Here is a 20805-nt window from a genome sequence, read left to right as displayed (position 1 = left end):
GGACGCGGCGCGGCCCCGACCCGGCCCCGGCCCGGAACCGCCCACTCTACCGGGCCGGGTATGGGTCAGGTCAGTGCTCCGGGCGGGACGTGACCAGTTCGGTCAGGACGCCGTGGCAGTCCTTGGGATGCAGGAAGGTGATCCGGGACCCCATCGAACCCGTCCTGGGCTCGTCGTACAGCACCCTGACGCCCTTCTCGCGGATGTCCGCGGCGTCCGCGTCCACGTCCGCCGTACCGAACGCGATGTGGTGGACGCCCTCCCCATTCTTGGCCAGCCATTTGCCCACGGCGGAGTCCTCGCGGGTCGGTTCCAGCAGCTGGAGGTAGGAGGCGCCGCCGTCGGACGTCTCGTTGATCTTGAGCATGGCCTCCCGTACGCCCTGCTCCTCGTTGATCTCGGAGTGGAAGACCTCGAACCCGTAGGTCGAGCGGTAGAACTCGACGGTCTTGTCGAGGTCGAAACAGGCGATCCCGATGTGGTCGATTCGCGTCAGCATGGGACCAGTGCAGCGCTCCGGGGATGGTTACGCAACGTGCGCGCGATCACACCCGCAGCCGGATGACGGGCAGGGTACTGCTCAGTACATTCAAGTAAACCCTCGTTCACTCCTATTCCAAGGGGCTGTGCCTCATGTCAGGAACGACCGGTACCACCTCCGTGATCGTCGCGGGCGCCCGTACGCCCATGGGCCGGCTCCTCGGCTCCCTGAAGAGCTTCTCCGGAGCCGACCTCGGCGGCATCGCCATCAAGGCGGCGCTGGACCGGGCCGGCATCGGCGGCGACCAGGTCGAGTACGTGATCATGGGCCAGGTGCTCCAGGCCGGGGCGGGGCAGATCCCGGCGCGCCAGGCGGCCGTCAAGGCCGGCATCCCGATGAACGTCCCGGCCCTCACCGTCAACAAGGTGTGTCTCTCCGGGCTCGACGCCATCGCCCTGGCGGACCAGCTGATCCGCGCCGGCGAGTTCGACGTCGTCGTGGCCGGCGGCCAGGAGTCCATGACGAACGCCCCGCACCTGCTCCCGAAGTCCCGCGAGGGCCACAAGTACGGCGCCATCGAGATGCTGGACTCCATGGCGTACGACGGGCTGACCGACGCGTACGAGAACATCCCGATGGGTGAGTCCACCGAGAAGCACAACACCCGTCTCGGCCTGGACCGCGCGGCGCAGGACGCGGTCGGCGCCCTGTCCCACCAGCGTGCGGCCGCCGCCCAGAAGAACGGCCTCTTCGAGGCCGAGATCACCCCGGTCGAGATCCCGCAGCGCAAGGGCGACCCGGTCCTCTTCGCCAAGGACGAGGGCATCCGCCCCGAGACGACCGCCGAGTCGCTCGGCAAGCTGCGCCCGGCCTTCGCCAAGGACGGCACGATCACCGCCGGCACCTCCTCGCAGATCTCCGACGGGGCCGCCGCGGTCGTCGTCATGAGCAAGGCCAAGGCCGAGGAGCTGGGCCTGGACTGGATCGCCGAGATCGGCGCCCACGGCAACGTGGCGGGCCCGGACAACTCGCTCCAGTCGCAGCCGTCCAACGCCATCCGGCACGCCCTGAAGAAGGAGGGCATCGGCGTCGAGGACCTCGACCTCATCGAGATCAACGAGGCGTTCGCGGCCGTCGCGGTCCAGTCCATGAAGGACCTCGGCGTGACCTCGGACAAGGTCAACGTCAACGGCGGCGCCATCGCGCTCGGCCACCCGATCGGGATGTCCGGCGCCCGGGTGGTGCTGCACCTGGCGCTGGAGCTGAAGCGGCGCGGCGGCGGCACCGGTGCGGCGGCGCTGTGCGGCGGCGGCGGCCAGGGCGACGCGCTGATCATCCGCGTGCCCGGCAAGTAGGTCCGGCAGGCGGGACGTAGTACATGTGGAGCACGCGGCGAACGGAGCGGTGATGGTGGACGTCCCCACCCTGGTGGAGCAGGCCCGTGCGGGCAGGCCGCGGGCCGTGGCCCGGCTCATCTCCCTGGTGGAGGGGGCCTCGCCGCAGCTGCGCGAGGTGATGGCCGCGCTGGCGCCGCTGGCGGGCAACGCCTATGTGGTCGGCCTGACCGGTTCGCCCGGTGTCGGCAAGTCGACATCGACGTCGGCGCTCGTCTCCGCCTACCGGCGGCAGGGCAAGCGGGTGGCCGTCCTCGCCGTCGACCCGTCCTCGCCGTTCTCCGGCGGTGCGCTCCTCGGCGACCGGGTCCGGATGTCGGACCACGCGTCCGACCCGGGCGTCTACATCCGCTCCATGGCCACCCGCGGGCATCTGGGCGGGCTCGCCTGGTCGGCCCCGCAGGCGATCCGGGTGCTGGACGCGGCGGGCTGCGACGTGATCCTGGTGGAGACCGTGGGCGTCGGCCAGTCCGAGGTGGAGATCGCCTCCCAGGCCGACACCTCGGTCGTCCTGCTCGCGCCCGGCATGGGCGACGGGATCCAGGCCGCCAAGGCCGGAATCCTGGAGATCGGCGATGTGTACGTCGTCAACAAGGCCGACCGGGACGGCGCGGACGCCACCGCCCGCGAGCTCAACCACATGCTGGGCCTGGGCGAGTCCCGCAAGCCCGGCGACTGGCGGCCGCCGATCGTGAAGACGGTCGCCGCCCGGGGCGAGGGCATCGACGAGGTCGTCGAGGCCCTGGAGAAGCACCGGGCGTGGATGGAGGAGCACGGCGTCCTCGCCGGGCGGCGCGCCGCCCGCGCCGCCCGCGAGGTCGAGACGATCGCCGTCACCCGGCTCCGCGAGCGCATCGGGAGCCTGCACGGCGACCGCCGCCTCGACGCCCTGGCCGAACGCATCGTGGCCGGCCGGCTCGACCCGTACGCGGCGGCGGACGAACTGGTGGCGGGGCTCACCGGCGAGGCCTGAGGCCCGTCCCCTGCCCGGCGCGGCGTGCGGGCCGCGCCGGGCAGGGGGCACCCCGCTGAGGCGGCGTCAGTTGTGCGCCAGGGCGGTGCCGTTCACGTACATCGCCGTGCCCGGCCCGGCCCGCCCGTGGCAGGATTGCCGCCGGTCACGTGTCATGCGCGCACCAGGGGGGAAGTGGCACATGCTGAGTCCGCTGCGGCGGCCGAGCTGCTCTTCGCCGACGGTCGTCTCGTGGCGGTCGGTGACGCCCTCGCCGTGCTGAAGGGCGCGGACGGCTCCCGGCTGGCCGGGGTCGCGGCCGGTGGGATCACCTGCCGTGACCCGGTCTTGAGGGCGAACCAGCTTCTCTGTGCCGGCTCGGACGGTCTGACGGTCGTGGTCGTGACGGATCCGGCGAGGCGGCGCACCCTTGCGCCCGGTGTGGATGTCGCCTACCGCCCCGCGGTCTCGCGGGACGGTATCGTCGTGGCGAGCAGCAAGCACATGGTCTACGCGTTCGGACTGGGCGACGGACAGATGCGCTGGTCGACGTGCGACTGCGGCGAGGGCCTAGAGACGGCGGGGGCGCCGTCCGTCGCCGGGCCCCATGCCGTGATCCTGCAGGGCTACGGGCCGGGCGCCGTCGCGATGGCGTCCGAGGGCGAGGCGAAGCGCGTCGGGACCGACTTGCTCACCGAATGGCCCGCCGAGCCGGGAGCGCCCCTCGACGACGTGTCGGGGATCTCCCTGATCGCCCAGGGGGACGCGCTCTATCTCTCCTTCGAGGACGGGACCGTCCTGTCCGCCTACGCCCCCTGACCCCTCACCTCAGTCGTCGTCCCCGCGGTCGTCGTCCGACGACCGGTCCGCCGAGACCGTGCCCGTCGCCGCGTCGACCCGCAGCCCGTGCTCCTTCGCGTCCTTGCCCCGGACGTCCACCTCCCAGTGGGTGGCCCCGCCGCGTCGGCCGTCGTGGCCGTCCAGTTCGACCGAGGTCACCGTCCCCGGGGTGGACCTCAGAGCGGCGGCGACCGCCTCGTCGAGCGTGACGGAGGTCTTCCGGGGCGCGTGGCGGTCGCGGTCGTCGTCGTGGTCGACGCGCTTGCCGAGCACCCTGCCGTCGTCCGCGTCCACCGTGACGTCGTGCCAGACCTTGTCGGAGCCGTACACATCCAGCTCCCAGACGAGCCCGCCGTCCTCGTCGTCGAGTTCGGCCTCGGTCACCGTGCCCGGGACGGCTGCCACGGCGGCGGCGACCGCGTCACCGACCGCCGTACGGGCGGTGGTGCCGCTCGCCGTGCCGCCGGCCGAACTGCTCCGGTCGTCGGCCCTGTCGTGGCCGTCGTCGTCCGCGAGGGCGACGGCCGTGGCGGCTCCGCCGCCGATGAGCACGGCCGCGGTGACGGCTGCGATGACGATCTTGCGCTTCATGAGGGTTCCTCCCGTATCGGATGGCTGTGGTGCGATGCGGTCCACCCTGCGCGCCTGATGCTGAACGCAGCCTGAAGCGACCTGAAGCCGTCTTCAGCTTCGGTTTGCGACCCTGAGCGCATGCGCCTGTTGATCGTGGAGGACGAGAAGCGGCTGGCGATCTCCCTGGCCCGGGGGCTCACCGCCGAGGGATTCGCCGTGGACGTCGTGCACGACGGCACGGAGGGCCTGCACCGGGCCTCCGAGGGCGTGTACGACCTCGTGGTCCTCGACATCATGCTGCCCGGGACGAACGGCTACCGGATCTGCGCCGCCCTGCGCGCCGCCGGTCACGAGGTGCCGATCCTGATGCTGACCGCGAAGGACGGGGAGTACGACGAGGCGGAGGGCCTCGACACGGGCGCCGACGACTATCTGACCAAGCCGTTCAGCTATGTCGTGCTGGTCGCCCGCGTCCGCGCCCTGCTGCGCCGGCGCGGCGGCTCCGGCTCACCGGTGGTCGCCGTCGGGGCCCTGCGGCTGGACACCGCCGCCCGCCGCGTCCGGCTCGGTGAGGACGAGATCGCCCTCACCGCCAAGGAGTTCGCCGTGCTGGAACAGCTCGCGCTGCGCGCCGGACAGGTGGTGAGCAAGGCCGACATCCTGGAGCACGTCTGGGACTTCGCCTACGACGGCGACCCCAACATCGTCGAGGTGTACGTGAGCACCCTGCGCCGCAAGCTCGGCGCGGGGGCCATCCGCACGGTGCGCGGCGCCGGCTACCGGCTGGAGGCGCTGTGAGATCCGTACGGGCCAGGGCCGCGCTCGGTGCCACGGTGGTGGTCGCCCTCGCGCTGACCGTCGCCGGGCTCGCCGTCCTCCTCGTCCTGCGGGCCAACCTCACCGACCAGGCGGGCCTCCAGGCCGAGGTGGCGGCCCGCGAGGTCGCCGGACAGCTCGCCCTCGACGTGCCGTTCGACCGGCTGGACATGGGCGACGAGGAGGACCACCCGGTCCAGGTGACCGACGAGGAGGGCAGGGTGGTGGCCGTCTCCAAGGACCTGGAGGCGGTCTCCGGCACCGGCACCGACCGCGTCACCCCCCGGCCCGCCCCGTCCCCGGCGGTGGGCGACGACGACGGGGACGGCGATCGGCACGGCGGCGAGGACCGGGACGATGACGACGACGGGGGCGCCGACCCGGGCCGGGGCGAGATCTCCACGGACGAACCGGACTTCTCCAACGGCACCGCCACCGTCGACGGCGACCGGGCCGGCTACCGCTTCGCGGCGGTCGAGGCGACGACCCGCGCCGGTCTCACGCTGACCGTCCACGCGGGCGCCCCGCTCGCCGCCGAGCGGCGGGCCGTCGCCAGTGTGCGCGGGGCGATGCTGACCGGGCTGCCCGTCGTGCTCCTGGTCGTCGCGGGCGTGACCTGGCTGGTGACCCGGCGGGCGCTGCGCCCGGTCGAGGGGATCCGGCGCGAGATGGCCGCGATCACGGCGTCGGAGGATCTGAGCAGGCGCGTGCCGGAGCCCGGTTCGCACGACGAGATCGCCCGGCTGGCCCGTACCACCAACGAGACGCTCACCGCGCTGGAGTCCTCCGTCGACCGGCAGCGGCGGTTCGTCGCGGACGCCTCGCACGAGCTGCGCAGCCCGATCGCCTCGCTGCGCACCCAGCTGGAGGTGGGCGCCGCGCATCCCGAGCTGCTGGACGTGCCGGGCGCGGTCGCCGACACCGTACGGCTCCAGGCGCTCGCCGCCGATCTGCTGCTGCTGGCCCGGCTGGACGCGGGGGAGCGGCCCGGCAGGGCGCGGGTCGATCTGGGCGCGCTGGTCCGCGAGGAGGCCGCGCAGCGCACCGGGGACCGGATCGCGGTCACGGTGTCCGTGCCGGAGGAGGGCGGGCCCGGGGTGACCGGGTCGCGCGGGCAGCTGGCCAGGGTGGTCGGCAATCTGCTGGACAACGCCGAGCGGCACGCGGAGGGTTCGGTGGAGGTCACCGTGCGCGCGGAGGGCGGCGGCGCCGTCGTCGCGGTCACGGACGACGGGGCCGGGGTCCCGGAGGCGGAGCGCGAGCGGATCTTCGAGCGCTTCGTGCGCCTGGACGACGCCCGCTCCCGGGACGACGGCGGGGCCGGTCTGGGCCTCGCCATCGCCCGGGACGTGGCCGCCCGGCACGGCGGCCGGCTGACCGTGACCGCCGGGGCGCAGGGCGGCGCGCGCTTCGAACTGTGGCTGCCGGCCGCGAGGCCGGACGCCGGCGCGCCGGACAGGCCCTAGGGCGTGTCGTCGAACTGGCGTCTGCCGGGCGGCGCCAGTTCGACGACAGGTCCTAGCCCCGCCGTCCCCGCAGATGCTCGGCCACCGGCGCCAGGGCCGCGTGGAGCTGGGTCAGGGCCTCCGGGCTCAGCAGGTCCATGAAGTGCTTGCGGACCGAGGCGACATGGTGCGGTGCCACCTTGCGCATCGTCTCCGCGCCCTCCTCCGTGAGGACGGCATACAGTCCGCGGCGGTCCGACTCGCAGTTCTCCCGGCGGACCAGGCCCGCGCTCTCCATGCGGGTGATCTGGTGCGAGAGCCGGCTCTTGGACTGGAGGGTGGCGCCGGCGAGGTCGCTCATCCGCATGCGCCGGTCCTCCGACTCCGAGAGATTCACGAGGATCTCGTAGTCGTTGTTGGTCAGGCCGAACGGCTGGAGATCCTTCTCCAGCTGGTGCATCAGCAGCCTGCTGACGTCCAGGTGGGTGCGCCAGGCGCACTGCTCAGCGTCGCTCAGCCAGCGGGTGGCCGTCTCGGTCTCCATATATGGATTCTACCTAAGATGTTGAAAGCCGGACGAAGTCGGGTGTGTGACGCCCGGCACGCGCGAGAAGCGCGGGGCGCAGACGTTCGATGTCACACTCCGCAGACTACCGCTCACAAACCGAAGCGACGCTGGAGGTCCCCCAGCTGACCGGGGGCGCGGGGGGTGGACCCCGGCTGACCCGCCCCCGGTACGCCCGCGCCCGCCTGCTGGGGCACTCCGCCCGTCGGCTGCTCGGCCATCAGCTGCTCGGAGGACTGGAGCAGCACCGTGCCCGCGCCCACGAACTCGAACTGGTGCTCCTCGCCCGAGGCGCCGCCGATCCCGGTCAGCGCCCGCAGCCCGCCCATCACGCCCGTCATGTAGCCGTGGTCGTAGTGGTGGCACGGCGAGGGGCAGTCCGCCCAGCCCACCAGCGCCTGCGGGTCGACCCGCAGCGGCGGCTCCATGAAGACCACCGCCCCGTTGGACGCGGCGACGAACTTCCCGGTGCCGATCAGCGTCAGGAACCCCGGCACGATCGACTGCTTCAGCGCCAGCGTCGGCTGGTACGCCAGCAGGTTGCCGGACCGGATCGTCAGGTTCCCGTCGTCCAGGTCGTAGGAGTTCACATCGAAGGCCCGGTCCGCGAGCAGCATCTTGCCGCTGCCCTCGGCCACCACCCAGTCACTGGCGTGCAGCGGCGAGTGGAAGCTCGAACGGACCAGGCGCTCGAAGCGGCCGTGCCCGATGCCGTTGAAGTCGATCCGCCCGTAGTAGGCGATCATCTTGCCCTTCTGCAGGAACCACTGGCTCCCCTTGAGCTCCACACAGAAGGTGTACGCGTTGACGTTGTCGTCCGACGGCAGCGTCATCGGATCGAAGATCACGGGCGTGCTCACAGCTTCTCCTCCGACGCCTGGACGTACACCGCACCACTGCCGCTCAGCTCCAGCTGGAACGCCTCGCCCGAGCCGCGCCCCACCATGTCGCGCCAGCCGATCGCGGTGGAGAGCTTGTTGCGTACGTCGCCGTGGTGCGCCACGTACGCCTGCGGGTCCACGTGCACCTCGCGGCCCGGGGAGATCGGCAGCTCGATGACCCCGCCGTGCGCCATCACCGCCACCGCGCCATGGCCCCTGAGTGTCGTGGTGAACAGGCCCTGCCCGGTCACCTGGCCGCGCACCATGCCCATCACTCCGCCCTGCGAGCCCATGAACATCGTGCCCTGCTCCAGGGTGCCGTCGAAGGCGAGCAGCCGGTCCGCCTCCACGTAGAGGGTGTCCCCGGTCAGCGTGATCACCTGGATGTGGTGGCCGCCGTGGCCGAACATCACCGTGCCGCTGCCCTCGACCGTCATCAGCGGGGTCGCCTCGTTCGCCATCCGGCGGCCGATCATCGACATCACCCCGCCCTGGCCGCCCTGGATGTTCGGGGTGAAGGAGACCTCGCCCCGGTAGGCGAGCATCGCGCCGCGCTGGCTGAACATCTTCTGGCCGGGGACCACCGTCGCCTCGACCATCTTGGAGTTGATCTCACGGAACGGCATCAGACATCGCCCCCGATGGTGTTCCGCTCGCTGGGCTGCACGTACACGAGCCCCTCGCCCTCGAAGCGGATCTGGAAGGACTCGCCAGAACCCTCGCCGATCAGCGTCCGGAAGTTCACCCCGGACTGGAAGTTCTGCTGGAGGTTGCCCTGATGGGCGATGTAGGCCCCCGGGTCGACGAACAGCGGGTACTGGGCGGAGACCCGCAGCACCACGGCGGTGCCGTCCGACATGATCGCCGCCTGTCCGGTGCCCTCCACGGTGGTGGTGAACAGGCCGTTGCCCGACGCCCCGCCGCGCAGCCCGGTGAACGTGGTCCCGGTGCGCAGCCCCGCGTCGGTGCACAGCAGGTTGCTCGCCTCGACGTACAGCTTGTCGCCGTGCAGCGAGACGAGGTTGATCTCGCTCGCGCGGTCGGCGAAGTAGCAGGTGCCCTGCCCGGTCACCTGCATCACGGTCATCTGCTCGCCGGTCAGCCGGCGGGTCACCATGCCGCGCAGTCCCTCACCGCCGCCGGTCATCTTCTTGAACGTCATCCGGCCGTCGTACGCGACCATCGAGCCGTTCTTCGCCTTGACGGCATCGCCGGTCAGATCGACGGCGAGCGTCTTGCTTCCCTGGAGTCGGAACATTGCCACCCGGCGAAGGTAGCGGCAGGTACCCGCGCCGGAACAGGGTCTCCGGCACGATCTCGCCCCTGAACCGGCCCTGATACGCATCCGGTACCGGACCCGGACGCAATCGGGACGTATTCCTTACGGAACGGGCAGGGCCGCCGTCGCTCCGGGCGCCGCCCCGCCGCCGGGCACCCCGGGCGGCGATGCCACAATGGGTGCCGCTTGTGCGTGTGTTCACAAGCAGTCATGATCCTCCCACCGAAGGTGCCCCCGTGGACATCAAGACCGCTACCGCCCTGCACCGGCTGCGCCTCATCTCGATTCCCGAGGCGCTCTCCTTCCCGGCGCTGATCATCTTCGGCTCGGTCCTGAGCCGGGTCTCCGACATCGACTTCCTGATGATGCCGCTCGGCATGCTGCACGGCGTGCTCTTCGTGATCTACGTCGTGCTGCTGCTGGACGTCTGGGCGAAGACCAAGTGGCCGCTCAAGCGCGTCGCCTTCTTCTTCCTGCTCTGCCTGCTGCCGTTCGGCGGGCTGTACGGCGACAAGGTGCTCAAGCGCTACGAGGCCGACGGCGTCATCGCCGCCCGGGCCCGCCGGGAAGGCACGGTCAGCGCATGATCGTCGCCTTCTCCGTCAGCCCGCTGGGGGTCGGCGAGGACGTCGGCGAGTACGTCGCCGACGCCGTCCGGGTCGTCCGCGAGTCCGGGCTGCCGAACCGCACGGACGCCATGTTCACCTCTGCCGAGGGGGAGTGGGACGAGAGTGGGGTCTCCCCCGCTCGAACGTAGTTGAGAGCTTGGGGAAGGACGTCGTCAAGCGCGCCGTCGCCGCCGTCGAGGCGCGCGCCGGACGGGTCTCCCTCGTCCTCAAGGCCGACATCCGCCCGGGCGTCACCGACGGCCTGACCTCGAAGGTCGAGACGGTCGAGCGCTATCTCGCGGACTGACCCATCACGGCCCGGGGCCTTCGCGGCCAGGAGGTTAGGCTAACCTAACTTCATGCTGGCTACAGTCCCGGGCCGTGAGCGCGGCGCGGCGCGCCCGGCGGTCGCGCTCCGCTGGGCCGAGCCGACGGCGGGCGGCGCCGAGGTGTCCGCGCCCTATCTGCTCACCACCGCCGTCTTCGACGGATCGCCGCCGGCCCTGCCGGTCGCCCCCGGGGTGCACACCCACGCCGACGGGCTCCTGGTCTGGCCGCACCACGGCTCGCTCACGCTGCACACGCGCGGCGCCGTGCGCCGCCTCGTGCCCGGCCAGGGGATCTGGCTGCCGCCCGGCACCCCGCACGACTCCTGGTCCGACCCGGGCAGCGTGAGCTGCTACACCTATGTGACCCGGGCCGCGATTCCGCCGCACTGGACCGGACTGCGCCCGCTGCGGGTGCGGCGCGCCCTCCAGGAGATGCTGCTCCACCTCGACGCCACCTCGATGCCCGACGACCTCAGGCTGCGCACCCAGCGTGTCGTCATCGAGCTGCTGGAGGAGGACCCGCACCCCGCCATCGACGTACCCGTCCCCGAGGACGCGCGGATCCGCGCGCTGGCCGACGACGTCATGCGCGACCCGGAGAGCGAACTCTCGCTGGAGGCGTGGGCGGCACGGCACGCGCTGAGCGTGCGCACCGTCAGCCGGGCCTTCGGACGCGATGTCGGGATGTCCTTCGCGCGCTGGCGTGCGCTGGTGCGGATGTCCGCCGCCACGACGCTGCTGGCGCAGGGGCGTCCGGTCAATCTGGTCGCCCACCGCTGCGGCTACTCCACAACGAGCGCGTTCTCCGCAGCCTTCCGCCGGGTGACCGGGGTCAGCCCCACCGGATATCTGCGCGAGCAGACGGTGCCGGCGCAGGGCGAGCGCTGAACGCTGATGTCGCCGCACCCCGCATGGCCGAATCTCGACACAGCATGGCCGGTCCGCGTCCCCCGGGAGTGTTCCCGCTCCTTAGCGTTCCTCTAGGTGAGGGTGCCCTAAGTTGAGTGCGGGGCCGACACGCGTGCCGCCCCGGCCGCCCTCCCCGTACACCCGCCGCCGCTCGACCGCGGGGCGCACAGATCCGAGGAGAACCATGTCCATATCCACTCCGGCCGGCCGCAGACCCGGCGTCGCCGTGCGCCTCGTGGGGCTGGTGGTCGCGGCCGTCGTCGTTTTGGCGGGCTGCGGCAGCGGCGGATCCGGGCCGGACACGGCGAAGGCGAAGACCGGAGCCGCCTCGGGCGCCTTCCCCGTGACCATCAAGCACGGCCACGGAAGCACCACGATCAAGCAGAAGCCCCAGCGGGTCGTGGCCGTCAGCTGGATGTCGCTGGACGTGGTCGCGGCACTGGGCACGGTCCCGGTCGGTGTCGATGAGCAGTGGGGCGGCGACAAGCAGGGCCACACCCCGTGGTTCCGCAGCACGGTCGAGAAGCTCGGCGGGCCGCTCCCGGAGACGCTCAACTACGGCGACGCGGGCGAGATCGACTTCGAGCAGATCCTCTCGCTGAAGCCGGACCTCATCGTCGGCCTGTACTCCGGCATCAGCGATGTCGACTACAAGCGCCTCTCCGAGATCGCCCCCACCATCCCCTATCTGAAGAAGCCCTGGGACGGCGGGACCTGGCAGGAGATGACCCGCACGATCGGCAGGGCGATGGGCGAGACGAAGAAGGCCGAGAGCCTCGTCACCGACGTCCAGGGCCGGCTGGCCGAGGTGACGAAGGAGCACCCGGAGTTCAAGGGCAAGACCTTCACCTACGGACTGGCCCTCACCCCCGGGTCCACCGAGGTCGGGCTGTATCTCAACTACGACGCCCGCGTCCGGCTGCTGACCGAGATGGGCTTCCGCAACACCCCGTCGATGAAGACCATCGCGTCCACCGCGAAGGGCACCAACTGGTACGGCGGCGTCAGCCTGGAGAAGCTCGACACGATCGAGTCCGACATCTTCGTCGCCTGGGCCAACGGCGCCGACGAGGTCCCGTACACCCTCAAGGACCCGCTCTTCTCGCGCTGGAAGCCGATCGCCGGAAAGAACTACGCCTTCGTGCAGGACGCGACGATGGGCATGGCCATCAGCGGCCCCTCGGTGCTCTCCATCCCCTGGGCGCTGAAGCGGTACGTGCCCATGCTCGCCGACGCCGTGGCGGGCAAGGGCAGCACCGGCGCGGGCTCCTGACCGACCTCCGCCGCTTCCCCCGGTGACGCCCTCTTCCAAGGACAACCATGACGACCGCCCCACCCAAGGGTGACCCCACCACCGGCACGGAGCGTGATCTGCCGGTCCCGCGCGAGGACGCGGGATCGGCCCGGCGCACCCGCTCCCGCCTGCTCATCCTGCTGACCGCGATCGGGCTGCTGCTCGTGGTCGCCGTCCTCAGCGTGATGATCGGCGCCCGTTCCATCGCCCCCGGCACGGTGTGGGACGCGCTGTTCCACTTCGACGACTCCGACGAGCACGTGATGGTGCGCGAGCTGCGGGTGCCGCGCACCGTGACCGGGCTGGTCGTCGGCGCGGCCCTCGGCCTCAGCGGCGCGCTGATCCAGGCGTTCACCCGTAACCCGCTGGCCGATCCCGGCATCCTCGGGGTGAACGCCGGCGCGAGCCTCGCGGTGACGTTCGCCGTCGCCGTGCTCGGCTACACCGGCGCCGGCCAGTTCATCTGGTTCGCGCTGGCGGGGGCCTTCGGGCTCACCGTGCTCGTCTACACGCTCGGCTCCGTCGGCGCCGACCGGGGCAGCCCGGCCAAACTCACCCTCGCGGGGGTCGCGTTCACCGCCGTGTGCGGCGGCTTCACCTCCGCCATGGCGCTCAAGAACACGACCACGTTCGACGTCATGCGGTTCTGGGGCGTCGGCTCCATCGGCGGCCGCTCGCTCGACATCCTCCCCGTCGCCCTGCCTCTGATCGGCGCCGGGCTCGTCCTCGGCCTGTGCAGCGCGGGCTCGCTGAACGCCCTGGCCCTGGGCGACGACCTCGCCCGCTCCCTGGGTACCCGGCTCGCCCTGACCCGGGTGGTCATGGTCCTGGCCGTCACCCTGCTGGCCGGGACCTCCGTCGCCGTCGCCGGGCCGATCTCGTTCGTCGGGCTGATGGTGCCCCACATCGTGCGCTGGTTCACCGGACCCGACCAGCGCTGGATCCTGCCCGTCACGGTCGTCGCCGCGCCCGCCTTCCTGCTGGCCGCCGACATCATCGGCCGCGTGATCCTGCCCTCCGGCGAGATGCGGGTCGGGCTCGTCACCGCGCTCGTCGGCGCCCCCGTCCTCGTCGCGCTCGTCCGGCGCCGGAAGGTGAGCACCCTGTGACCGCCGCACCCGCCCCCGCACCGTCCGCCGCACCCGCAACCCCTCCCGCACCGGGCCGGATCGACTTCGGCCGGACCGTCTGGGTCTGGCGGCGGGCCGGAGCGGCCCTGCGCGTCGACCGGCGGGCCGTCCTCGTCTGCGCCGCCATGGCCCTCGCCGTGGCCGCACTCGGCGTCCTCACCCTGGCCACCGGGTCCATCCAGCTCGCCCCGGCGCGGGTGCTGGCCGCCCTCCTCGACCCGGAAGCCGACCCCCGCGACCGGCTGGTGGTCGTGGACTGGCGGCTGCCCCGGCTGCTGTTCGCGATCGTCTGCGGCGCGGCGCTCGCCGTCAGCGGAGCCCTCTTCCAGTCGCTCACCCGCAACCCGCTCGGCTCGCCCGACGTGATCGGCTTCGCCTCCGGTTCGTACGCGGGCGCGAGCGTGGTGATGCTGGTGCTCGGCACCGCCGACTACCTCGCCGTCGCCTCGGGTTCACTGATCGGCGGGGCGCTGACCGCCCTCCTGGTCTATCTGCTGGCCTACCGGGGCGGGCTCGCCCCCTTCCGCCTGATCATCGTCGGCATCGCCGTCGGCGCCTTCCTCGGCTCCTTCACCTCGATGCTGCTCCTCTCCGTCAACCCGCAGCAGGCGATGCTGGCGGCGACCTGGGGAGCGGGCTCCCTCAGCGGACTCGGCTTCGAGCAACTGCGTTTGACCGCCGCCGTCTTCGTGGTCCTGCTGATCTGTTCCGCCGCCGTCGCACGGCCCCTGGTCCAGCTGGAGCTGGGCGACGACGCGGCCGTGGCCCTCGGTGTCCGCGCGCAGCGCACCCGGCTCGCGGCCACCCTCACCGGGGTCGCGCTCACCGCGCTCGTCACCGCGGCCGTCGGTCCGATCTCGTTCATCGCGCTCGCCGCACCCCAGATCGCCCAGCGGCTGACGCGCAGCCCCACCACGGTGCGGATCGTCCCGGCCGCGCTGACCGGTGCCGCCGTCCTGACCGGCGCCGACTTCATCGCCCAGCGCGTCGACCTGCCCGTCGGCATCGTCACGGTGTGCGTCGGCGGGGCCTATCTGGCCTGGCTGCTCGCCCGCCGCTACACGGGGCGGCGCACATGAACACCCCCGCCCCGGCCGCCCGTCCGCGAGGAGTACCCGTGACCAGCACGACGCAGACCACCCGGACCCCGGTCCCGGCCCGGCTGGAGGTGCTCGATGCGTCCATCGGCTACGGCCGGCGGCCTGTCTCGGAGCATCTCGACGTACGGATCCCCGACCGCTCGTTCACCGTCGTCATCGGCCCCAACGCCTGTGGCAAGTCGACCCTGTTGCGTGCCGTGTCCCGGCTGCTGAAGCCCACCGCGGGCCGGGTCGTCCTGGACGGCCGCTCCCTCGCGGACCACGGTTTCCGGGAGGTGGCCCGGACCCTCGGGCTACTGCCCCAGACCTCACCTGCGCCCGACGGGATCACCGTCGCCGACCTGGTCGCCCGGGGACGCCACCCGCACCAGAGGCTGCTGCGCCAGTGGACCGCGCGCGACGAGCAGGCCGTACGGGAGGCCATGGCGGCCACCGCCGTCACCGAGCTCTCCGGCCGGCCGGTCGACGAACTCTCCGGCGGCCAGCGCCAGCGCGTCTGGGTGGCGATGGTCCTCGCCCAGCAGACCCCCGTCCTGCTGCTGGACGAACCGACCACCTTCCTCGACATCGCCCACCAGATCGAGCTGATGGAGCTGTTCACCGATCTCCACCGCGCCGGGCACACCCTCGTCGCCGTACTCCACGACCTGAACCACGCCGCCCGTTACGCGACCCATCTCATTGCCATGCGCGACGGCCGGGTCGTCGCCGAGGGCACCCCGCGGGAGGTCGTGACCGAAGACCTCGTGCGCGAGGTCTTCGACCTGCCCTGCCGGGTCGCCCCCGACCCGGTCACCGGCACGCCCATGGTCATCCCCCTGGGCCGGCAGCGGGACGCCCGGTGAACGCGACCGCCACCGGACCCCACTCCGTCCCGGCCCTGTTCCGGCTCGCTCTGCTGCGCGACGGGCGCGGCCGCAGGCTCGTCCTGGTCACCCTCGCGTTCATGCTCCACCAGCTGTGCGAGGCGCTGGTGCCGGTCCTCATCGGCGTCGTCATCGACCGGGCCCTGGCCCCTTCGGACCGCACCGCGCTGTTCTGGTGGCTCGGGGTGCTCGGGGCGGTCTTCGTCGTCCTGTCCCTGTCCTACCAGCGGGCCTCGACCGCCATGGTGGACGTCTACGGCCACGGCGAACACGCCCTGCGCCAGCGGGTGATGGCCCGGCTGCTGGACCCGCGCTCCCTGCGCCACCGGCCGGGACCCGGCGAGGCACTCTCGCTGGTCTCGTCCGACACCTATCGGGTCGCCGGGGTCTCCTGGAGCGTCGTGCAGCAGGCCTCGACCGTCACCGCGATCCTCACCGCGTCCACCGCGCTGCTCCTGATCTCCGTCCCGCTGGGCCTGGGCGTCATCGCCGGCACGGTCCTGGTGCTCGTCGTGATGCGCCGGGTCTCGATGCCCCTGGAGGCCCGGGGACTGACCGAGCAGCGCGCGGCGGCACGGGCCGGCGAGGTCGCCACCGACCTGATCACCGGGCTCCGGGTCGTCATCGGCATGAACGCCCGGCCGGAGGCCGCCCGCCGCTACCGGGCCGCAAGCGAGGAGTCGCGGCGCGGCGCCGTCGCCACCGCGCGCGCGGTCCTGGCGTACGGCAGCTTCAGCCTGCTGCTGTCCGGGGTGTTCCTCGCCTCGCTCGCGACGGCGTCCGGATATCTCGCCCTGGACGGCAGCATCACCGTCGGGCAGCTCGTCACCGTCCTCGGACTCGCCCAGTTCCTCCAGGGCTCGCTGGCCCATGTCGGTACCTTCGCCTCCAACTGGATCCACAAGCGAGCCTCGGCCCGGAGGCTCGGCGAGCTGCTGGCCGAACCGCCGCTGATCCCGCCCGCCCGGGCCACCACCGCGCCGGCCGTCCCCGCCACCGCGGCCGTGCGCTGGCATCCGCCCGAGCACGGCGAACCCCTCGACCTGCGCCCCGGCGAACTCCTCGGCGTCGTCCCTCGCCACCCCGCCCACGCCCGGCAGCTCAGCGACCGGCTCGGCTACCGCGTCCCGCTCGGCCGCGGCGAACTCCTGATCGGCGGCGTCGACGCGGTCGACCTCGGCCCGGATCCGGTGCGCGCCCGGATCGCGGCACCGCCCCACCACGGCGCGGTGTTCTCCGGCACCCTGCGCGCCAACATCACCCCGTCCGGCGGCGGGGGCGACCCGGCCGTGCTGCGGGCCGCGATGCTCGACGACGTACTCGAACGGGTCGGCGGCGAGCGGGCCGAGGTCGGCGAGCACGGGCGCAGGCTCTCCGGCGGCCAGCGCCAGCGCCTGCTGCTGGCCCGCGCGCTGCACTCCGGCGCCGACCTCGTCGTCCTCGACGAACCCACCACCGCCGTCGACTCAGTGACCGAGCAGCGCATCGCCGAAGGGTTGCGCGCCCTGACCGCCACCACGCTCCTGATCACCAACAGCCGGATCCTGCTCGCCGCCTGCGACCGGGTCGTCGACCTCGGCGGCAACCGCCGCGAACCGAACGGAACCCCCAGGTGACCCCCGCACCCGGCACGCTGCCCGTCGCCGCCGGCCGCCGCACCCGCCAGGAGCTGATCCGCCGGCTCGGCGCCCACCGGGGCCGTCTCGCGCTCTCGCTGCTCACCCTGCTCGCCGGCACGGCCGTCACCCTCGCCACACCCCCGCTGCTCGGGGCCGTCGTGGATGCCGTCACGGACGGGGGCGGCCGGCGCCGCGTCACGGAACTCGGCGCTGCCCTCGTGGCTGTCGCCGTCGTCGGCACCGCGCTCGCCCACGCCGGGGGCCGGATGCTGGTCGTGCTCGTCCAGGGCGTGCTCGCGGCCCTGCGCGAGGACGTGTTCGAGACGGCGGTCCACCTGCCGGCGCGCGTCCTGGAGTCCTCGGACAGCTCCGACGTCGTCTCCCGGGTGACCCGGGACGTCGAGGCGACCTCGGAGGCCGCGTCCGACGTGCTGCCCGACGTCACCGACGCCGGCTTCACCATCGGCCTGAGCCTGGTGGGCCTCGCCGTCCTCGACATCCGGCTGGCCCTGGCCGGCCTGGTCTGCCTGCCCGTCCACATCCTCGCCACCCGCCGCTTCCTCGCCCGCTCGCACCTCGTGTACGCGGACATCCGCCGCCTGGAGTCCGCCCGGGGCCAGTGCGTCATCGAGGCGGTGCACGGTGCCGAGACGGTCCGTGCCTACCGGGCCCAGGAACAGCACCTCGGCGCGCTGGCCGCCCACAGCGAACGGGCCGTCGCCCGCCAGCGCGACGGCGTACGGCTGCGCAACCGGTTCACCGGCCTGCTCAACGCGGCGGAGTTCCTGGGCCTCGCCGCCGTCCTCGTCACCGGTTTCGCGCTCCTGCGCTCCGGGGCCGTCTCGGTGGGCGCCGCCACGGCGGCGGCCCTCTACTTCCACCGCCTCTTCGGCCCGGTCGGGGCGCTCCTGGGGAGCCTGGATGACATCCAGCGGGCGACGGCCGGGCTCTCCCGGCTCGTCGGCATCACCGACTTGGGACGCGAGGCCACCGGCGGGGCAGGGGGCGGGGAACGGGCGGCCGGGCGGGGACCCGCGTCCGTGGACGTCAAGGGCGTCTCGTTCTCGTACGACGGGACCCGCCCGGCCCTGCGCGAAGTCTCGGTGCGGGTGCCGCCGGGCACGAGCCTCGCGCTCGTCGGCGCCAGCGGCTCGGGCAAGAGCACCCTGGCCCATCTGATCGCGGGCCTCGGCGAACCTGACCGGGGCGAGATCACCACCGGGGGAGCGGAGGGCGGACCCGGCCCGTCGCGCTATCTGGTCACCCAGGAGACCCATCTGTTCGGCGGCACCCTCGCGGACAACCTGAGGATCGCCCGGCCCACCGCCACCGACGACGAACTCCGCCGGGCCCTGCGCGAGACCGGGGCCGGCTGGGCGCTGGAACCGCCGGCCGGCCTCGACACCGTGCTCGGCCCCGGCGGAACCCCGCTGGACGACGGGGCGGTCCAGCACCTGGCGCTGGCCCGCGCCCTGATCGCCGACCCGGACGTCGTCGTCCTCGACGAGGCCACCGCCCAGGACGGCCCGCACCGCCGCACCCCGCTGGCGACGGCCCTCGCACGCGTCACCCGGGGACGTACCAGCGTGATCGTGGCGCACCGCCTGGAGCAGGCGCGCGCCGCGGACCGCATCCTCATCCTCCGCGGCGGCGAGGTCGCCGAGCAGGGCACGCACACCGAGCTGCTCGCCGCCGGCGGCGAGTACGCCGCGCTCTGGCACGCGTACACGGGCCCTGCCACCCGCCCCCCGGTCCCGAACCAGCACACTCGTACCCACACGAAGGAGCAGCACCCATGACCATCCACCGCGCCGTGGTGGCCCGTGTCCGGCCACTCACCACGACCATGGCCCGCATCACGTTCCACGGCGAGGGGCTCGCCGCGTTCACGTCCACGGGCGTCGGCGACGAGTACGTCCGCCTGTTCTTCCCGCACGGGCCCGACCGCACCGATGTCTCGCTGCCCGAGGCCACGGACAACGGCGGCTGGCGGACCCCGGAGGGGCAGCCCGAGGCCCCCGTGCGCACGTACACCGTCCGGGCCGTCCGCCCGGAGGCCGGTGAGATCGACATCGACTTCGTGCTGCACGGCCACGGCACGGCGTCCGGCTGGGCCGCCGCCGCCCGGCCCGGCGACGTGATCGGCCTGAACTCGCCCACCGGCCTCTACAGTCCCCCGGCCGACCTCGGCTGGCAGGTCCTGATCTCCGACCTCAGCGGCCTGCCCGCCGTCGGACGCCTCATCGAGAACACCCCGGAGGGCGTCACCACCCGGGCCGTCCTGGAGGTGCCCGACGAGGCGAGCGTCCAGCCGCTCCCGGACCGGCCCGGCGTCCGGGCCACCTGGACCTACGGCGGCAACGGCCGAGGCCCCAGCCGGCTGGCCGAGCTGGTCGACGCCGCGATCCCGCCCGGCACGGACCTGACCGGCGGCTATGTCTGGGTCGCCGGCCGGACGGACGCCCTGCGGGCCGTGCGCCGCTATCTGCGCAAGGAGCTGAAGCTGCCCGCCGACCGCTTCAAGGTCGTCGGCTACTGGATGCCGGACGGCGACTCGTGGACCGAGCGCTACGAGGCGCTGCCCGCGTCCGTACGCGCCGAGCTGGCCTCCATGTGGGAGAACCCGGCCGGCGACCCCGAGGACCTGGCCATTCGGTACGAGGAGCGGCTCAGCACGCTGGGTCTGTGAGCTCCGGGGGCTGGTGCCCCGGTACGGCCAGGGCGATGCCGAGCGGTGTCCGCTCGTACAGCACCTGATGGCCGTACCGCCGCGACGTCAGCAGCCCCGCCGCCCGCAGCACCGACAGATGGGCGGAGACGGAGGACGGTGCCAGGCCCAGCCGGTGGGCGAGCGCGCCGGTCCCGGCCGGTTCGTCCAGCGCGCACAGCACATCGGCCCGCGCCCGCCCCAGCAGCCGCGCGAGCACGTTTGGGGTGCTGGCGCCCGGCTCCGTCCACAGCCCGCCGATGCCCCGGGCCGGATAGATGACCGCGGGCTGCCAGGGGTCCTCGAAACCGCTGACCGCGTCCGGCCAGGCGAAGACGGACGGCATCAGGACCAGGCCCTGCCCGCCGAGCACCCGGGAGTGCCGGGCGCGCGTCGGGGCGATGGTGAGTGTGGAGTCCGCCCAGCTCAGCTGGGGGCTCAGCTCCCCGAGCAGCCGCTCGAAGCCGACCGCCGCCAGCCGCCGCGAGTGGTAGGCCACATCGGCCTCCAGCAGGGCGCGCAGCCGGGGCCAGTGCGGCTCGACCAGCACCCGCCAGACCTCCTCCAGCAGCTCGGCCAGCTCCCGCACGCTCCGCGCGGGGTCGGCCAGCAGCGCCCGCCCGGCGGGGGAGTGCAGCACCTGCGGCCGGTCCGCGAGCGACCGCGCCAGATCCTCCCCGGCCAGCCCCGGATCGACCGCCCGCACCCCCGCGATCTCCTCCTCGAAGGAGGCGAGGGGGCCGATCGGCGGCGGACAGAAGAAGTCCGGACTGTGGCCGCCCTCCCGCATCAGCAGCCACAGCGGGCCGAGATCCAGCCCGGCCGCCGCGTCCCGGATCCGGCGCAGCCACGGCAGGTGGTACCCCTGCCGCTCGGGCCGCCCCAGCACCCGCACGGCCGCCTGCGTCTCCCACAGCGGCGAGACCGCGAAGCGGCAGTGCAGCAGATCGCTCTCGTCGAAATGCAGCTGTACGGGCATGGGAGCGGCCTCGCTCGCGAAGATTCGGCTGGGGCCGA

The 20805-nt window shown here is 72.9% G+C and carries 21 protein-coding genes and 1 pseudogene; 15 read left to right on the top strand and 7 right to left on the bottom strand.

What is annotated here, in order from left to right; all coding sequences use genetic code 11:
• Nucleotides 1-70: 70 nt before the first annotated feature.
• Complete coding sequence (mce, locus tag RLT58_RS10860) at nucleotides 71-499, bottom strand: methylmalonyl-CoA epimerase (RefSeq protein WP_311310191.1); 429 nt, start codon at nucleotides 497-499, stop codon at nucleotides 71-73.
• A gap of 134 nt (nucleotides 500-633) precedes the next feature.
• Between mce and RLT58_RS10855 the strand changes: the two genes are divergently transcribed.
• From RLT58_RS10855 to RLT58_RS10845, 3 genes are all read left to right on the top strand, one after another.
• On the top strand, nucleotides 634-1836 hold the full coding sequence (locus RLT58_RS10855; protein ID WP_311310190.1) for an acetyl-CoA C-acetyltransferase: 1203 nt from the start codon (nucleotides 634-636) through the stop codon (nucleotides 1834-1836).
• Nucleotides 1837-1888: 52 nt separating this feature from the next.
• Nucleotides 1889-2848, top strand: a complete 960-nt coding sequence (meaB, locus tag RLT58_RS10850; protein ID WP_311310189.1) for a methylmalonyl Co-A mutase-associated GTPase MeaB — start codon at nucleotides 1889-1891, stop codon at nucleotides 2846-2848.
• Between the two features lie 174 nt (nucleotides 2849-3022).
• Nucleotides 3023-3646: a hypothetical protein gene (locus tag RLT58_RS10845; protein ID WP_311310188.1), complete on the top strand. Its 624-nt coding sequence runs from the start codon at nucleotides 3023-3025 to the stop codon at nucleotides 3644-3646.
• Between the two features lie 9 nt (nucleotides 3647-3655).
• Here the strand turns inward: RLT58_RS10845 and RLT58_RS10840 are convergent, their stop codons facing one another.
• A complete protein-coding gene (locus tag RLT58_RS10840) occupies nucleotides 3656-4258 on the bottom strand; it encodes a PepSY domain-containing protein (protein ID WP_311310187.1) in 603 nt (200 codons plus the stop codon).
• Between the two features lie 120 nt (nucleotides 4259-4378).
• On the opposite strand from RLT58_RS10840, the gene RLT58_RS10835 reads away from it, so the two are divergent.
• Both RLT58_RS10835 and RLT58_RS10830 read left to right on the top strand, forming a co-directional pair.
• Nucleotides 4379-5038, top strand: a complete 660-nt coding sequence (locus RLT58_RS10835) for a response regulator transcription factor (RefSeq protein ID WP_311310186.1) — start codon at nucleotides 4379-4381, stop codon at nucleotides 5036-5038.
• Nucleotides 5035-6522, top strand: coding sequence for a sensor histidine kinase (locus RLT58_RS10830; protein ID WP_311310185.1), 1488 nt, complete (start codon nucleotides 5035-5037; stop codon nucleotides 6520-6522). Before RLT58_RS10835 ends, RLT58_RS10830 begins: the two co-directional genes overlap by 4 nt.
• 52 nt (nucleotides 6523-6574) lie before the next feature.
• On the opposite strand, the gene RLT58_RS10825 is transcribed toward RLT58_RS10830, so the two are convergent.
• The 4 genes from RLT58_RS10825 to RLT58_RS10810 all read right to left on the bottom strand — a co-directional run bounded on the left by RLT58_RS10825 (nucleotide 6575) and on the right by RLT58_RS10810 (nucleotide 9205).
• Nucleotides 6575-7045: a MarR family winged helix-turn-helix transcriptional regulator gene (locus RLT58_RS10825; RefSeq protein WP_311310184.1), complete on the bottom strand. Its 471-nt coding sequence runs from the start codon at nucleotides 7043-7045 to the stop codon at nucleotides 6575-6577.
• Between the two features lie 113 nt (nucleotides 7046-7158).
• Nucleotides 7159-7926, bottom strand: a complete 768-nt coding sequence (locus tag RLT58_RS10820) for an AIM24 family protein (RefSeq protein WP_311310183.1) — start codon at nucleotides 7924-7926, stop codon at nucleotides 7159-7161.
• Complete coding sequence (locus tag RLT58_RS10815; protein WP_311310182.1) at nucleotides 7923-8573, bottom strand: AIM24 family protein; 651 nt, start codon at nucleotides 8571-8573, stop codon at nucleotides 7923-7925. The genes RLT58_RS10820 and RLT58_RS10815 overlap by 4 nt, the downstream gene beginning before the upstream one ends.
• Nucleotides 8573-9205 carry an AIM24 family protein gene (locus RLT58_RS10810; protein ID WP_311314476.1) on the bottom strand — a complete coding sequence of 211 codons (633 nt, stop codon included), beginning with the start codon at nucleotides 9203-9205 and terminating at the stop codon, nucleotides 8573-8575. The genes RLT58_RS10815 and RLT58_RS10810 overlap by 1 nt, the downstream gene beginning before the upstream one ends.
• A gap of 257 nt (nucleotides 9206-9462) precedes the next feature.
• On the opposite strand from RLT58_RS10810, the gene RLT58_RS10805 reads away from it, so the two are divergent.
• The 10 genes and pseudogenes from RLT58_RS10805 to RLT58_RS10760 all read left to right on the top strand — a co-directional run bounded on the left by RLT58_RS10805 (nucleotide 9463) and on the right by RLT58_RS10760 (nucleotide 19770).
• The gene (locus tag RLT58_RS10805) at nucleotides 9463-9813 is read left to right on the top strand and encodes a DUF3817 domain-containing protein (protein WP_311310181.1); all 351 of its coding nucleotides are present in this window, start codon (nucleotides 9463-9465) and stop codon (nucleotides 9811-9813) included.
• Nucleotides 9810-10141: pseudogene (locus RLT58_RS10800) on the top strand (MTH1187 family thiamine-binding protein). The gene RLT58_RS10805 and the pseudogene RLT58_RS10800 overlap by 4 nt, the downstream one beginning before the upstream one ends.
• 52 nt (nucleotides 10142-10193) lie before the next feature.
• Nucleotides 10194-11051: a helix-turn-helix domain-containing protein gene (locus RLT58_RS10795; RefSeq protein WP_311310180.1), complete on the top strand. Its 858-nt coding sequence runs from the start codon at nucleotides 10194-10196 to the stop codon at nucleotides 11049-11051.
• Nucleotides 11052-11256: 205 nt separating this feature from the next.
• A complete protein-coding gene (locus RLT58_RS10790; protein WP_311310179.1) occupies nucleotides 11257-12345 on the top strand; it encodes an iron-siderophore ABC transporter substrate-binding protein in 1089 nt (362 codons plus the stop codon).
• Between the two features lie 47 nt (nucleotides 12346-12392).
• Nucleotides 12393-13475, top strand: coding sequence for a FecCD family ABC transporter permease (locus RLT58_RS10785; protein ID WP_311310178.1), 1083 nt, complete (start codon nucleotides 12393-12395; stop codon nucleotides 13473-13475).
• Complete coding sequence (locus tag RLT58_RS10780) at nucleotides 13472-14575, top strand: FecCD family ABC transporter permease (protein WP_399131295.1); 1104 nt, start codon at nucleotides 13472-13474, stop codon at nucleotides 14573-14575. The genes RLT58_RS10785 and RLT58_RS10780 overlap by 4 nt, the downstream gene beginning before the upstream one ends.
• Entirely contained in the window at nucleotides 14572-15441 is an 870-nt protein-coding gene (locus RLT58_RS10775) for an ABC transporter ATP-binding protein (protein ID WP_399131293.1), read from the top strand. Before RLT58_RS10780 ends, RLT58_RS10775 begins: the two co-directional genes overlap by 4 nt.
• Nucleotides 15438-17078, top strand: a complete 1641-nt coding sequence (locus RLT58_RS10770; RefSeq protein WP_311310176.1) for an ABC transporter transmembrane domain-containing protein — start codon at nucleotides 15438-15440, stop codon at nucleotides 17076-17078. Before RLT58_RS10775 ends, RLT58_RS10770 begins: the two co-directional genes overlap by 4 nt.
• Entirely contained in the window at nucleotides 17075-18880 is a 1806-nt protein-coding gene (locus RLT58_RS10765) for an ABC transporter ATP-binding protein (RefSeq protein WP_311310175.1), read from the top strand. Before RLT58_RS10770 ends, RLT58_RS10765 begins: the two co-directional genes overlap by 4 nt.
• Complete coding sequence (locus RLT58_RS10760; RefSeq protein ID WP_311310174.1) at nucleotides 18877-19770, top strand: siderophore-interacting protein; 894 nt, start codon at nucleotides 18877-18879, stop codon at nucleotides 19768-19770. Before RLT58_RS10765 ends, RLT58_RS10760 begins: the two co-directional genes overlap by 4 nt.
• On the opposite strand, the gene RLT58_RS10755 is transcribed toward RLT58_RS10760, so the two are convergent.
• Nucleotides 19751-20767 (bottom strand): ArsR/SmtB family transcription factor, encoded by a 1017-nt coding sequence (locus RLT58_RS10755; RefSeq protein WP_311310173.1) that lies wholly within the window; start codon nucleotides 20765-20767, stop codon nucleotides 19751-19753. The genes RLT58_RS10760 and RLT58_RS10755 overlap by 20 nt on opposite strands.
• Nucleotides 20768-20805 lie beyond the last annotated feature (38 nt).

The organism is Streptomyces sp. ITFR-16, from assembly GCF_031844705.1.
GTDB lineage: Bacteria > Actinomycetota > Actinomycetes > Streptomycetales > Streptomycetaceae > Streptomyces.
This window is presented reverse-complemented; position numbering and strand designations above follow the sequence as displayed.